The following is a 13,422-nucleotide window of genomic DNA, read 5'->3' on the forward strand; positions in this document are numbered from 1 at the left end:
CTTGTTTCGTAATAAAGTACAATATGTTGCAGCTCAAAAAATAACCAAATCTATGGTGGTTGAAACCTCATAAATTTGGTTATCTCTTTCATACATTTAATTAAAACAGCCCCAGCTGCTGTGAAGCCAGTCCATCAAATTCAATTCCTAACATCTGCTGCAGCTGCTTCGCGTTTCCAGCTGCATGTCTTCCAGAATTGTTGTTAAACAATACTATAACCTCTTCACATTGCTTTTCTAACCTTTTTACCTCTTCGGCTATCGTTGTTAATTCCTGCTCGTTATATTCATATAAATAACGGACCTTCCGCCAATTCACATTTCCCGAGTAATTCCAGCCGTGGACGTTTCTTCCGTGCAGCCGGATAATGACTTTATCTTTTACTGTCACAACAGGCACAAAAGGAACCGACTTTTCACCAGCCTGCGGTTCATCTGCAACAGTATGAATCCAGCCTTCTTGTTTCATAAATTGCAAGGTTTGCTGCTGAAATCTTTCCTCATACCAGGATTGCTGTCTGAACTCCAAAGCAACAGGAATATCCTTCATTTCCTTTTTACAATAGCGTAAATATTGCACATGCTCGTGTGTACAGTCAAACCACGGCGGGAATTGAAACAGCACAGCTCCCAATTTTCCTGCTTTTTGCAGCGGTACAATCGACTCCCTGAATGCTTGGAACATTTCTGCCTTCGTTTCAAAAGGGTTATCCTTTTCCTCCCGATCATGCCCGGTCATTCCCTGATAGGCTTTCACGATAAATTGAAAATTCTCCGGCGTCTCCCTCGCCCATTTTTCCATATTACGAATCGGCTGTACCGCATAGAAGGAGGAGTCTAATTCTACCGCCGGAAAATGACTGCTGTATTCCTGTAATTTTTCATGCGCTTTTGTATCATCTGCATAAATAGAATCGTGGTCTCCCCATCCCGTTAAGCCAATTTGAATCACTTTAAACACCTCTCTTACATTACTCTCTTACCTTCTTCATTTGATCCCGCCGCACCATATATTTAACAAATGGAATGATGATAATGGATAAAAATAAAATCCGAAACAGCTGAAACGAGGTCACCACCGTTACTTCCGCCTGAATCGAAGCAGCGATAATCCCCATTTGATCTACACCGCCTGGAACTACGCTCAGAAAGCTGGTCGCAAAATCCATAAAATAATGGGCCATCCATTCACTAATTAAAAAAGCCACGCTAATTAATATGACACACGAACCCACCGCATACACAATATGTGATTTCATTTTCCTCAGCTTATCCCGTTCTAATAATAAGCCTACATAAATCCCAATAAACAGCTGGGCAACATGCAGTAAATTTTCAGGCATCCTTGGGACCTGAATAGACAACAGATTGCATATCATGATAAAGAAAACAGGTCCTAATAAGTAGGCGGTAGGTACTTTGATCAGCTTGCAGGCCATTCCCACTATGTAGCATAGAATCAATAAACCAAATAAAATCAATGAATAGCTTTCTGTTGTGTTATCGGGGGCCGCACCACCATTATTACTGGAAACAATAAACGGAACCAATGTAATAATCGCCAGCAGCCGAATGACTTGATAAAACGTCACTACGGTTATATTCAAGGTTTTCTGCTCTTCCGCAAAGACGATTACCTGCTGCAATCCCCCCGGAGCACAACAAGCCATTGCTGTTCCAATATCCAGCCTCGCCCACTTTGAAACTGCAAAACTGACACCAATAAATAAAAGTAAAAAGATAATGTTAATAATAATCATCATTGGAAAATAATTTACCATATCCTGCAGCGCTTCTAATGTAAAAGCATAACCAATCGTATATCCGGCAATAACCAGTCCGATATTACGAAAAGTTGAATCCCAAACGATTTTCCAGGATGATTTTAATTGGAATAATAGTGTCACGATCATAGATCCAAGCAGCCAAGGCAGGGGCAGGCCAATTACGGTAAAGATAACAGCTCCAAAGAGACCAATTGCAATCGTTCTCAGGAATAAAAATATCATATAATTCCCTTCCTTCTTTCTCTATTATAACGTTTCTACACAAATACGAAAATCGATTATTTCGAATTTGGAAGTAAAATTGAAAAGAAATATAAAAAAGCAGCAGCTTTCCACTTCAAAGCGAAAAGCCGCTACTTTTTCCGGTTATATGCTCTTGTCTTTTTTTGTACTAACAAAATCAACTTATTAGTATATCCGTTTATTTAATAGTAATAACTACATCCTCACTAGCTCGAACTTGCTTCACATCCTGTTTATCTAAAGTTTCGATATCATTCATATTTGTAATTAGCATTGGTGTAACAGTACTTGAAGCTTTTTCGCTTACAACTGCTAAATCTATATCAACAAGGGGATCTCCTTTTTTCACTTTATCTCCTTCCTTCACGCGAACGGTAAATCCTTCTCCATCCAATGCCACTGTTTCTAAGCCAATATGGATTAAAATTTCTGCTCCATTTCCAGCCTTAACTCCTACCGCATGCTTCGTCGGGAATACTTGTACAATGTCTCCGTCAACTGGCGATACCACCTTGCCATTAGATGGTTTAATAGCAATTCCATCGCCCATCATTTGTTCAGAAAACACCGGATCAGGTACTTCCTCTAAAGGAACTATTTCTCCATCAACAGGCGCAAATAATTCTATTTCGTTACTTCCTTTCTTTTTAAAAAGCTTTCCAAGCATAATCTCACCCACCTAAGTTTATATTGATTTTATTTCTTTAAAACAATTTATTATCATGTAAAATATATTTATTCAACGCAAATGCTACACCGTCATTGTTATGATCTTTTGTTACAAAGTCTGCTATTTCTCTAACACTTGGTTGAGCATTCCCCATCGCAATACCCAGCTTAGCCTTTTTAATAAGTTTGACATCATTGAGTGCATCTCCTATTGCCATGACTTCATTCATCTCAATTCCAATTTGTTTACCAACAAATTCAATACCAGTTGCTTTATTTATACCTAAAGGATTTAACTCAATATTCGTTGGCAGTGTATTTGAGACCTCATATAGATTCGTTTCTGTTAAATATTTGCGAAGACGATCGGCTTCTTTCTCTGTGTCCAGCCGAATCCCAAATTTCAACCAGTTTTTATCCATATAATTGACTGGAAACTGATTTTTAAAGAGTTCTTTCGTAGTTAATGCCCAATACCTTAATTTTTTTGTTTCACAAAAGTGAGTAAGTCTTAATAAATGATTGGCAGAAAGAAAGTGCTGGGAAATCACTTCTTTTTCCATATTTAATATTTGTCCCCCATTTGCTGTAACAAAAAAATTATTCAGTTTTAATTCATCCGCGTATGGTTCTACATGGCTAAAAGGCCTGCCTGTGCTCAGAACGATTCTAATTCCCTGGTCTATACAAGCTTTAATAGCGCCTTTATTTGCACTGGATATTTGTTTATTCGTATCTAAAAGTGTTCCATCCATATCAACAGCAACAAGTTTAATCATACTGCATACACTCCTAAAAAGGGACAGTCTTTTCTTTCTTCATCAAGCATCCTGTTCTGGTAAATCTTTTTTAATTTTTTCAGAGATACGGAATGCTCTTTTAGCTTGTTCTTCAGCAATAATGTTTCCTGCACCTACATACCTTTCCGGAAGCAGCATACCTTTGATTTCATCCTTAGAAAACATTTGGTTTACATCCTTATCTTCTAATAAAGCATCTACAAATGAACTTCCCTCTGTCTGCACTTGTATCGCTTTGTTGTAAACAACCGTATGTGCTTTATCCTTTCCAAGCTTCTTTGCTAATTCCATCATAATAAATTCACTATTATCTAACCCTTTATTCAGAGAAGCATTTTCCTTCATTTTATTTACATGAACAGAAATCCTTTTCGTCAATTCTTCTGTCCGTAAAACCACTTCTGTAATTAATTCTATTGCTTCTTCCAGTGCAGCATCAAACACCATATACTGGCTGCTATCAGCTTCATAGGGCCTTGCAGCAGCATTTAAACAAAGCTGTGGAAGCGTATAGAGTTTTTGGGCGTTAGCGATAATCCCTTTTGACAGCTTGGGATTAATTTTATGCGGCATCGTGCTGGAACCAATCGTACCACTTTCAAAGCTTTCGGAAACTTCTCCGATTTCTTCAATAGATGTAGAATATACTTCTTCAGCAATTTTATGAAAACCATTTGCTAATAAAGCAAGCGCATGAATATACTCCGTTTTATGACTCGTTATATTTCTTGACGGTACCGGCATGGTATTCATATTTAACAGTTTAGCCACTTCTGATTGCAGTGTTATCCCCTTTTCTCCAAAGGTATTAAATGAACCGACAGCTCCACCCATCATTACTTGAAACGTCCGTTTGGCCGCTTCGGATAATCTCTCTATCGAATCAATCGTCTCACTAATCCACACAGAAACTTTGTATCCGTACGTAATGGGAATGGCATGTCTTCCATGTGTACGTCCAGACATTACTGTATTTTTATGTTTTTCTGCCAATTCTCCTAAATGAGATAAAATATCAGCAAGTACGTTCATTACGCGATCATGTATTTTTGATGTAACTAATAGCTGTGCAGTTTGTTGAATATTTTGCGTTGTAACCCCATAATGCACGTACTTCCCGCTTTCTTCATGACATGCTTTAATGAAAACTTTTAAAAAGGGTACAAAGCCATGTCCAACACTTTCTTTTAATCGTTCCATCTCTTCTAAATCTATATTTTCTATTCGCGCTGCTTCATTAATATTTTTTGCTGCTCTTTGAGGAATGATGCCCAATTCTCCTTGAGCAGTTGCTAAAGCTGCTTCAACGTCCAGCCACGATTGATACTTTTGGTTGGAATCTAATAATTCTCTTATCCCGTAATCATACATTGTTTTTGTTTTGGAATCATATAACGCTCTCATACTTCCTGCTCCCTTATGCTTTATTTTGAATATAGTTTTTCATCCACTGCATTTCTGACAAATTCAACGTGTGGTCCAAATACGACATGAATATGATTTTTTTGAGCCATAAAGGAGCCGGATGAACCAGAATCTTTTAATCTTTCCAGGTCAACTTTTTCATCGTCATATAAGTCTACTCTTAATCGGGTAACACAATTGTCTACATTCTTAATATTTTCTTTTCCGCCAAGTCCTTCAATAACAATTCCCGCAATTTCAGGGTATCGTTTTTCTTTTAATAGACTCACATTTTTAATTTCTGCTTCACGTCCAGGTGTTTTTAAATTCCATTTTGTAATCGCAAACCGGAAAACAAAATAGAATACAATAAAGTTTACGATACCTAAAAGAACAAGCTGGTACCAATTCGTTCCTTCATACAATAAGCCAAATATACCAAAGTCAAATATCGTACCCCGGATGTAGCCGATTGAAATATCTAGAAAGTTTAATGGTAACGCCATAATACCACTTAATATGATATAAACAACAAACAACAAAGGAGCAATAAATAAGAATGAGAACTCAAGCGGTTCCGTTACATTCCCTAAGAATGCTGTTAATACGACTGTCAGAATAGTTCCTTTAGCAATTGTTTTATTTGATGCAAAAGAGGTATGATACATTGCTAAACCGATGGCCGGAATCCTAAACAAGGTAATCAACATCTGACCAGACGCCAAATACTTTACTAAATCAGGCATTAAGCGATCCCATGCTTCATGCGATGGACCTAAATCAAATAAAATCTTATTTGTAGCATTTAAAATACCAATATAATTTTGACCGTCAATCAGGTAAACGCCTCCCGCTTCCGAAAAACGAACAACAGAAGCAAGTACGTGATGGAGTCCAAAAGGAATTAATGCACGATGCGCAAACCAATAAGCGCCGACGCCAAAATGCTGGTTCATAAATATAAATGAAATACTTAATAAAAATTGAGTAAATAATCCCCAGATAACAGGGATAATCAATCCGACTGGAATCATCACCAAAAATGTAATGATTGGAACAGATTTTTTTCCGCCAAAGAAAGCAAATGCCAGCGGTAATTCTAATCTATAGAAGCGATCCGCAATTTTGGCAGCTATTAAACCAGCGATTATCCCTCCAAAAGCATCAATTCGCAAGGTTTGAATTCCTAATACGACGCCTTGTCCTACTTGCGACATCGTTTCGGGATCTTCAGCTAGTGTGCCTGTCACTGTCAGATATACATTCATTACAACAAGCATGGTTAAATAACCTAATACAGAGGCAAATACAGCGATTCCTTTTTCATTCTTCGACATCCCGTATGCGACACCCATAGCAAAGAGAAGCGGTATATTTTCAAAAATAATTGCTGTAATATCCTGCAAACTATGAATAGCTGTTTGGACCACCGTATTATCTAAAAAAGGTAATCTCTCAATCATATAATCCTGTCCTAAAGCTCCACAAATCCCCATAAGCATCCCAACAGGTGCCATTACACCAATCGGTAATAACAAAGATCTTCCAAACTTTTGAATTGTATCTTTAACGTTATTTAATTTCATACCTTCTCTTCCTTCCTTATTTCTTAAACTAAGTGTAGAATTATATCAGGGGTATAACAAGGAAGTTTTTCAATAGAAATCTATTCAAAAAATTACCCCTCATTTTAAAATGGACAGGCCTAATTAACTTTCACCTGTGCTTTTAAAAGAAGAAAGAACCAATATACTTTTTGAAGATACTTCATGAGGAGGAAAGGAACTATGGACTCACTTGATTTAAAATTACTTAATCACCTTCAAGAGCATGGTGAGATTGATTTATCAAATACAAAAGCTTTCAATCGAAGCGAGGGAAGTATTTATAGAAGAATTGATTTAATTAATGCCTATTTAGCCAAGCATCAGCAGCTTGTCCCTAAAAACCACAAGATTCAAAGTAAGATGACGTATAAAGAATATATCCAAATCGTTCAAAATATTCCTTTTTATGAATATGTCCCATCACAAAAGGAGCGATTATCTTTTATTATTGTGCAATCCCTTTTAAAAGAAGTTGTCAATACCTCCAGATTATATCAGCATTTAGGATTAAGTATGAGCACCAAGAAAAAAGATAACCGTCATTTGACAAATCAACTAAAACAAGCAGGGCTTTCCAAAGAAATTGTTCGTAAAAAAGGGATTCGTATTACTGGTCAAGAAACCCTAATTCGTATAGAAGGCACAAAAATTTTAGTCAAACTATTTGAGCTGGATGAGAATAATACGTTATATCTTCGGCAAGCTAATAATCCAATGGAAGTATTAATTTCAGAATACGTTTTAACCGAAACAAATTTTATTCACAGCCAAGTTAAAAATATGATTGAAAATATAATCCATCAACAGAATATAGAATTATCTTATCCTTCTAAGAAGTTTATTTTTCTATATGTAATGATTGCACTTTATAGAAATCATCTAGGTTACTATGAAAATAAAAAAGTTCATACAAGCCTGACCTTCTCGTCACCATTTAAATTGGTTGAGCATTCAACGGAGAATCAGGTTATGAATCATATATTATTCTCTTTGGATACCATGAACAGGGAAAATAACGTATCTATTCAAATCCGGTGGCTGGAAGAAAAAATAATACAATTTGTTTCCGGCATTCAATCAACTATTATTACAGATATATATTCGTACCATGAATTATTCCAAGAAATATACCAGTTCATCTTTAAATGTATACTGCGTTCCGATTATCACTTTGATTTTTATGATAATAAGCTGGATCAAACTGCAGAGAAATTTCCAAATTTATATCATTTAATTGAACAAGATTCATTTATTTCCAATGAGCTTCAATTATCTTCAGATCAGATAGCAACACTCACGCTTATTTTCCGAAAACATATTAATGAAAATAAAATCTTGGGTAGAAACACAAAAAGAATTATCGTTGTTACGAATTCTTCCATCGAAAAAGCAGATTTTTTTGGAGCTTCCCTAAACCATTTTTTAGATATTAAAATTGTTAAAATACTACACATTAACGAATTACATGAATTAGCTAAACTTGATTATGACTACGTTCTTACTTTTTCCAACCGGATTGCTACGCTTATTGAGGAACAAGGATATACATGCCTAAAAGTAAAATTCTATATGAATGATGAGGATATTAATAAGCTGTTGGACATCGGTTTTTCCAGCAGTTCACGCAGAAAAATACTAGCTGATGATATTGTGCCTGCTTTGCAAAAGAAAACAGCTGAGGAAATGAAAGAGTTCTTGATTAAAAACTATCCTTCTCACTTTCTGTAAGAGTAACCTGCATCGCTTATAGAAAAATATTTATACATACTTTTTTATATTTGTGGTTTGATTATTTTTAAAATGGGTATTATGATTTTAAATAAATTTCTTTTACAGAGATTGGAAAGGGTGAATATTCATGAAAAAAATGTTACTTCTATGCCTGACACTGCTTCTTTCCATTACTTTAGCAGCCTGCGGGACAAGTGATGACAGCAACACAGAAGATAATGCAGCAAATGATTCAAACTCAAATGAGACCGCAGAAGATAATAATGAGGATACAAATTCAGAAGGGGAAAACGAAAACACAGATACGAATGACAACACTGACACAACAGAGAATAAGGATGATTTAGACTTAACAAGTGTGTCGTTAAGCGCGGAAGATGCTATGGACGCCTTTCTTGAACATTTCCCTGGTTCAAGTCTTTCTTCTATTCAGTTGGATGAAGAAAATGGAGAGCTTGTTTATGATATAGATGGTTATGATGATTCGATGGAATACTCTGCTGAAATCGATCAAAGTGGTGATGTTATAGCAGAAGAAAGGGAACAAATAGAATCAGATGAACAGTATAACGAATTAGTACTCGGCGATTATATCACTGCTGAAGAAGCACTATCTATAGCTTCCGAAGCTTCCGAAACAGAAGGCATAACCGCAAGAGGCTGGTCCTTAGAATTTGAAAACGGCAGCCCGGTATATGAAATCAATTTTGAAGATATGGGGTCCCAAGAAGTAGATGTTTATATTGACGCAGAGTCAGGAGAACAGCTGCACGTAGAAGTAGATGATTAATGGTTTTAGAAAGCAGGCTAAGCCTTGGGCTTGAGCCTGCTTTTTCACGTCCATCCTGAACCCTACAAACATCATCTTAAATACATTCGTTAAAATACTTTTCGCTGGTAAATAAATTGGCTGACTGTCCATGACAAGATATATAAACTGATGGCGATAATTGCACCGCTAAGATAAAGTGTTAATGTTGAAAAGCCTGCTAGAAATTGAATGATTACTGTGAAATTTTCGGTCACAAAGGGTACAATAAAGGATAAGGCAAATGAAAATACGAGAAATCCAATCATAATTGCGGTTCCTATATAACCAGGCCTCAGTATATAAAATAACGGAAAAGTGAAAGCAGCAAAAATGAAGAATAACCCCGCACCAATCGCCATATCCCTTATTGTATAGTTATAATTAAAGATATATAGAATGATACCAGCTGCTCCGATTGATAAAATCATAAATAGCACTGCTCCAAGATATTTTGCAGTAACAATCTCTTTTCTTGTGTATGGAAGCGAGTTCCATAATATATTTATTTTTGTCTTTTCTTCATTTATATAAGCATTGAGCGGCAAAAAAATACTCGCCACCAAAAAAATAAAAAATGGACTGAGCTGTCTGGCAAAGATGGCATAAAAAACAACTATAGCAACAGATACAAGCAGCTCCCATTTTTGTATAATTAAATCCTTTTTTATCAAATTAAGCATATTCATGACTCCATTCTTTCAAGTTTATTGATAATGTACAAGGTATCAGAATACTTTTCGCTGATAAATAAATTGGCTGACTACCCAGGATATCAGATATAAACTAATGGCAATAGCTGCACCGCTAAGATAAAGTGTAGAGGTTGATAAACTTGTTATAAAATCCGTAATGGTTGTAAGGTGTTCTGCTAAAAACCGAAAAACTGGCGGTAACATAATGGTTGAAGCAATAAATCCAATAAAAGCCGCTATAAAAATATACTCTGCCTTTAAGAAATAAAATAATGGAAAAGCAAAGGCCGCAATGAGACAGAATAACCCAGCAGCAATTGCCATATCTCTCATGGTATAGTCAAACTGAAGTACATATAGAATAACTCCTGCCAGAATAATGGATAGAATCATATATACAATTGCCCCAATATATCTGGCAGCAACGATTTCTTTTCTTGTGTATGGCAAAGAGTTAAGAAGAATATTTGTTTTAGATTGATGATCAAAGATATATGCATTCAAAGGAATAAAAACAGCCGCCATCAGGAAAATAAACGATGGGTGTATATCCTTAATGAAAATAGCAAAGATCATAATAAGGGGAACAAGAAAGCCTATTTGCGTTTTCTGTATAAAAACATCTTTTTTTATCAGGTTAAACATTTTGCTTCTCCGCTCCTTTTGCATAGAACATAATATCTTCTACAGTAGCAGGTTCCATAGCAACACGATCTCCAAGTACCGCCTTCACTCCAGCTACATCATTTGTTAAAGCTGTGAATCCATAGGAGGAACGCTCTATCTTGATAAACATTTTTTCTACATCCCGATTGATGACATCCATACTTCCTTTAACTAAAGCATAACGATTCTGTACATCTTCTATGGAATCATTAAACAGAATTTTTCCCTTTTGAATAAACGTAATATAATCGGCAATCCGCTCTAAATCACTCGTGATATGCGTAGAAAAGAATAATGTTCTTCTTCCATCTTCCATGATCTCCTGCAAGATATCCAAAAGCTCTCTCCGGAAAACGGGATCTAACCCTGCAGTCGGCTCATCCATCATAATAAATTCGGCATCATGCGATAATGCCATTGCCAACGAAGCTTTCATCTGCATCCCTTTGGAGAAGGTTTTCATTCCTTTATTTAAAGGCAATTCAAACTTCTTGATATAATCGAAAAACTGCTTATCATTCCAATTTTTATAAGCTGGTGCAACAATCCGCCGGATATCTTTTAAATTTAAACTTTCGTAAAACACATTGCTGTCATAGACAAAGCCCATCCGCTCCTTGATTTCTTTTTCGTTGCTGGCATAATCCAGTCCAAATACATTGATGTCTCCTGCATCAGCCTTTAACAAATTCATCATCAGCTTCATCGTTGTTGACTTCCCAGCTCCGTTGGCTCCGATAAAACCAGTTACACAACCTTGTCTGATTTGCAAATGAACATCTTCTAAAGAAAAATCTTTAAAGTGTTTGGTTACCCCTTTGAATTCTACTACATTTTTCATATTTTTCACCCCTTCATTAAAATTCGTAATAACTTAATCCGATTCATTCCTATCCATGAACTTCTGCTTTCAGGATCATTTCTTTATTTACTTTTCTTAAAAATAAAACTCCAGATATCCGCAAACACACATAAAATTACCGAAATCAAACACAGAAAAGTGGCGAAATTAAAAAATGGATAATCATAAAAATGGAAATACTCCGTAAATAACTTCGCGTTTAAGATTCGGTTGATGAAATCTGTATCACGAACCTTCGGCTCCCAGCCAGTTCCATCCAAAAGCATAAAAATAATTTGGGCAAGGAGAGAACCTCCTATAGTTATTAACGTTTGTTTCCCTGTTCCCTTTGTTTTTTCAGCCTTCTCCGTCATTCGAATTCCCCTTTAGATAATTCTTATATGATAACTAATATTGTGTATATACTATATTTACACTATATACAATATTAAACCATCTTTTTATTATCTTTTCAACTGTTAAAATGATTTTTCCATAAAGAAAACTTGGCAAGCCAAGCCTAAAAGGCGTAAGATTGCCTTAGTTACGCTTATACTTGGTACCTAAAAATTTTTACTATGTCGAAATTCTTCTTCGCTAAAATTTTATACTTTTCTAAAGTGCAAAAAAAAAGACCTCAGCTTTATGCTTAAGATCTCTAATCCGTATCTCTTCAAGATTTACTATAATTTTTAAAAAGCTTTCCGCTGATAAATCATTTGGCTAAATAGCCAAGAAGCTGCATATAACATGATAATGATACCCGCACTGCTTATATAAAGCGCAGGGGTGGACGCACTGGAGAGAAATTGAACAATGGAAGTCAGATGCTCTTCTAAAAATGTCATTGTCACCTGGCTTAAAACAACCACCAAAACAAATCCTATCACAATCGCCGTTCCAATATGTCCCGGCTTCAATAGATAGAACAACGGAAACGCAATTGCAAACAAAGTAAGTGTAATCCCTATCCCAATTCCAATATCCGCCCATGTAAAAGCACGATTAAACAATGAAAAAAGGACAATTGCTATGCCGATAGATACTGCCATATAAAAAATCGCACCAATATACCTAGAAGCAATAATTTGCGTGCGTGTATACGGTAATGAATTCAACAAAATGTTGGTTTCTACCTTTTCATCATATGAGTAGGCATTTATCGGAATGAAAAATCCCGCAAATACAAAAATGAAAAAGGCAGGTAAATGGGTTCCTGCAAAAATAAAGAAAAGAATACATGGAATAAATAAATATAGCTGAGATTTCTGTATAATCAAATCTCTTCTAATTAAATTAGTCATACGGGTGGTCTGCTCCTTTCATATAGAACATGATTTCTTCTAAGGATGCTTCTTCAATCACAACATGCTTGCCAAACACTTCTTTTACAGTTGCTACGTCCTTTGTCAACGCCTGAAAACCGTTTGGAGAACGTTCTATTTTTATAAAATAAGCTTCCGTATCTGCGTCTAGCAATTCGGTGCTTCCCTTCACTACCGCATATTGTTCTTGCAGCTCATAAACTGGTTTATCAAAAAGAATTTCTCCTTCATCAATCAAAACTATATAATCAGCAATCCGGTCCAGATCGCTGGTGATATGTGTCGAGAAGAGAATCGTTCTTTTCCCGTCTATCATTACTTCCTGAAAAATATCTAATAGCTCCCTGCGAGATGTCGGATCCAGTCCTGCTGTCGGCTCGTCCATAACAATCAACTCCGCATCATGCGAAAGAGCCATTGCAATGGAAGCTTTCATCTGCATTCCTTTGGAGAATTTCTTCATTGGCTTATTTAAAGGAAGTTCAAACTGGTTCACGTACGCTTTAAATTGCTTTTGGTTCCAATGCTTGTATGCAGGTGCCACAATCCTGCTGATATCCTTCAGGTTCAAGGATTCATAAAAGATATTGCTGTCGTAAACAAAACCGATGCGATCTTTTATTTCTTTTTCATGGCTGGCATAATCCAGTCCAAATACGCTCACTTCCCCATTATCCGGCTGCAGCAGATTCATAATGAGCTTCATTGTCGTTGATTTGCCGGCGCCATTTGCCCCAATAAATCCAGTTACATATCCTTGCTTTATTTGTAAATCCATATGATCTATCGTAAATGCTTTCAACGATTTAGAAACATCATGGAGCTCTATCACATTTTCCATCCCCA

Annotated in this window: 14 protein-coding genes; 2 read left to right on the top strand and 12 right to left on the bottom strand. The window is 36.1% G+C overall.

What is annotated here, in order from left to right:
• Positions 1 to 100 precede the first annotated feature (100 nt).
• The 6 genes from ACW0TQ_RS01740 to ACW0TQ_RS01765 all read right to left on the bottom strand — a co-directional run bounded on the left by ACW0TQ_RS01740 (position 101) and on the right by ACW0TQ_RS01765 (position 6,489).
• On the bottom strand, positions 101 to 952 hold the full coding sequence (locus tag ACW0TQ_RS01740; RefSeq protein WP_212928644.1) for a DUF72 domain-containing protein: 852 nt from the start codon (positions 950 to 952) through the stop codon (positions 101 to 103).
• A 19-nt stretch (positions 953 to 971) separates the two neighbouring features.
• On the bottom strand, positions 972 to 2,009 hold the full coding sequence (locus ACW0TQ_RS01745) for an AbrB family transcriptional regulator (protein WP_042531916.1): 1,038 nt from the start codon (positions 2,007 to 2,009) through the stop codon (positions 972 to 974).
• Positions 2,010 to 2,208: 199 nt separating this feature from the next.
• Positions 2,209 to 2,697: a PTS sugar transporter subunit IIA gene (locus ACW0TQ_RS01750; RefSeq protein WP_042531914.1), complete on the bottom strand. Its 489-nt coding sequence runs from the start codon at positions 2,695 to 2,697 to the stop codon at positions 2,209 to 2,211.
• A 37-nt stretch (positions 2,698 to 2,734) separates the two neighbouring features.
• The gene (locus ACW0TQ_RS01755) at positions 2,735 to 3,478 is read right to left on the bottom strand and encodes a Cof-type HAD-IIB family hydrolase (RefSeq protein ID WP_042531912.1); all 744 of its coding nucleotides are present in this window, start codon (positions 3,476 to 3,478) and stop codon (positions 2,735 to 2,737) included.
• Positions 3,479 to 3,520: 42 nt separating this feature from the next.
• Positions 3,521 to 4,903 (bottom strand): class-II fumarase/aspartase family protein, encoded by a 1,383-nt coding sequence (locus tag ACW0TQ_RS01760; protein WP_455725277.1) that lies wholly within the window; start codon positions 4,901 to 4,903, stop codon positions 3,521 to 3,523.
• 20 nt (positions 4,904 to 4,923) lie between these two features.
• The gene (locus tag ACW0TQ_RS01765) at positions 4,924 to 6,489 is read right to left on the bottom strand and encodes a PTS transporter subunit EIIC (protein ID WP_042531908.1); all 1,566 of its coding nucleotides are present in this window, start codon (positions 6,487 to 6,489) and stop codon (positions 4,924 to 4,926) included.
• 201 nt (positions 6,490 to 6,690) lie between these two features.
• Between ACW0TQ_RS01765 and ACW0TQ_RS01770 the strand changes: the two genes are divergently transcribed.
• Together ACW0TQ_RS01770 and ACW0TQ_RS01775 are read left to right on the top strand one after the other, a co-directional pair.
• Positions 6,691 to 8,238, top strand: coding sequence for a helix-turn-helix domain-containing protein (locus ACW0TQ_RS01770; protein WP_212928647.1), 1,548 nt, complete (start codon positions 6,691 to 6,693; stop codon positions 8,236 to 8,238).
• A 130-nt stretch (positions 8,239 to 8,368) separates the two neighbouring features.
• Positions 8,369 to 9,031 carry a PepSY domain-containing protein gene (locus tag ACW0TQ_RS01775; protein WP_212928648.1) on the top strand — a complete coding sequence of 221 codons (663 nt, stop codon included), beginning with the start codon at positions 8,369 to 8,371 and terminating at the stop codon, positions 9,029 to 9,031.
• Between the two features lie 89 nt (positions 9,032 to 9,120).
• Here the strand turns inward: ACW0TQ_RS01775 and ACW0TQ_RS01780 are convergent, their stop codons facing one another.
• The 6 genes from ACW0TQ_RS01780 to ACW0TQ_RS01805 form a co-directional block, all read right to left on the bottom strand.
• Positions 9,121 to 9,732: an ABC-2 transporter permease gene (locus tag ACW0TQ_RS01780; RefSeq protein ID WP_256705697.1), complete on the bottom strand. Its 612-nt coding sequence runs from the start codon at positions 9,730 to 9,732 to the stop codon at positions 9,121 to 9,123.
• 45 nt (positions 9,733 to 9,777) lie between these two features.
• Positions 9,778 to 10,389: an ABC-2 transporter permease gene (locus ACW0TQ_RS01785; RefSeq protein WP_042531902.1), complete on the bottom strand. Its 612-nt coding sequence runs from the start codon at positions 10,387 to 10,389 to the stop codon at positions 9,778 to 9,780.
• Entirely contained in the window at positions 10,382 to 11,251 is an 870-nt protein-coding gene (locus ACW0TQ_RS01790; RefSeq protein ID WP_256705696.1) for an ABC transporter ATP-binding protein, read from the bottom strand. Before ACW0TQ_RS01790 ends, ACW0TQ_RS01785 begins: the two co-directional genes overlap by 8 nt.
• Before the next feature lie 83 nt (positions 11,252 to 11,334).
• Positions 11,335 to 11,625: a YfzA family protein gene (locus ACW0TQ_RS01795; protein WP_042531898.1), complete on the bottom strand. Its 291-nt coding sequence runs from the start codon at positions 11,623 to 11,625 to the stop codon at positions 11,335 to 11,337.
• 318 nt (positions 11,626 to 11,943) lie between these two features.
• Positions 11,944 to 12,555 (bottom strand): ABC-2 transporter permease, encoded by a 612-nt coding sequence (locus ACW0TQ_RS01800; RefSeq protein ID WP_256705694.1) that lies wholly within the window; start codon positions 12,553 to 12,555, stop codon positions 11,944 to 11,946.
• Positions 12,548 to 13,417 carry an ABC transporter ATP-binding protein gene (locus ACW0TQ_RS01805; RefSeq protein ID WP_256705693.1) on the bottom strand — a complete coding sequence of 290 codons (870 nt, stop codon included), beginning with the start codon at positions 13,415 to 13,417 and terminating at the stop codon, positions 12,548 to 12,550. The genes ACW0TQ_RS01800 and ACW0TQ_RS01805 overlap by 8 nt, the downstream gene beginning before the upstream one ends.
• Between the last annotated feature and the right edge of the window lie 5 nt (positions 13,418 to 13,422).

The sequence above is a fragment of the Oceanobacillus sp. M60 genome (assembly GCF_053839645.1).

Bases quoted from the DNA above. Each gene is read 5' to 3' on its own strand.
- ACW0TQ_RS01745 (WP_042531916.1), bottom strand. From the start codon at position 2,009: ATGATATTTTTATTCCTGAGAACGATTGCAATTGGTCTCTTTGGAGCT.
- ACW0TQ_RS01750 (WP_042531914.1), bottom strand. From the start codon at position 2,697: ATGCTTGGAAAGCTTTTTAAAAAGAAAGGAAGTAACGAAATAGAATTA.
- ACW0TQ_RS01755 (WP_042531912.1), bottom strand. From the start codon at position 3,478: ATGATTAAACTTGTTGCTGTTGATATGGATGGAACACTTTTAGATACG.
- ACW0TQ_RS01760 (WP_455725277.1), bottom strand. From the start codon at position 4,903: ATGAGAGCGTTATATGATTCCAAAACAAAAACAATGTATGATTACGGG.
- ACW0TQ_RS01765 (WP_042531908.1), bottom strand. From the start codon at position 6,489: ATGAAATTAAATAACGTTAAAGATACAATTCAAAAGTTTGGAAGATCT.
- ACW0TQ_RS01770 (WP_212928647.1), top strand. From the start codon at position 6,691: ATGGACTCACTTGATTTAAAATTACTTAATCACCTTCAAGAGCATGGT.
- ACW0TQ_RS01775 (WP_212928648.1), top strand. From the start codon at position 8,369: ATGAAAAAAATGTTACTTCTATGCCTGACACTGCTTCTTTCCATTACT.
- ACW0TQ_RS01780 (WP_256705697.1), bottom strand. From the start codon at position 9,732: ATGCTTAATTTGATAAAAAAGGATTTAATTATACAAAAATGGGAGCTG.
- ACW0TQ_RS01785 (WP_042531902.1), bottom strand. From the start codon at position 10,389: ATGTTTAACCTGATAAAAAAAGATGTTTTTATACAGAAAACGCAAATA.
- ACW0TQ_RS01790 (WP_256705696.1), bottom strand. From the start codon at position 11,251: ATGAAAAATGTAGTAGAATTCAAAGGGGTAACCAAACACTTTAAAGAT.
- ACW0TQ_RS01795 (WP_042531898.1), bottom strand. From the start codon at position 11,625: ATGACGGAGAAGGCTGAAAAAACAAAGGGAACAGGGAAACAAACGTTA.
- ACW0TQ_RS01800 (WP_256705694.1), bottom strand. From the start codon at position 12,555: ATGACTAATTTAATTAGAAGAGATTTGATTATACAGAAATCTCAGCTA.
- ACW0TQ_RS01805 (WP_256705693.1), bottom strand. From the start codon at position 13,417: ATGGAAAATGTGATAGAGCTCCATGATGTTTCTAAATCGTTGAAAGCA.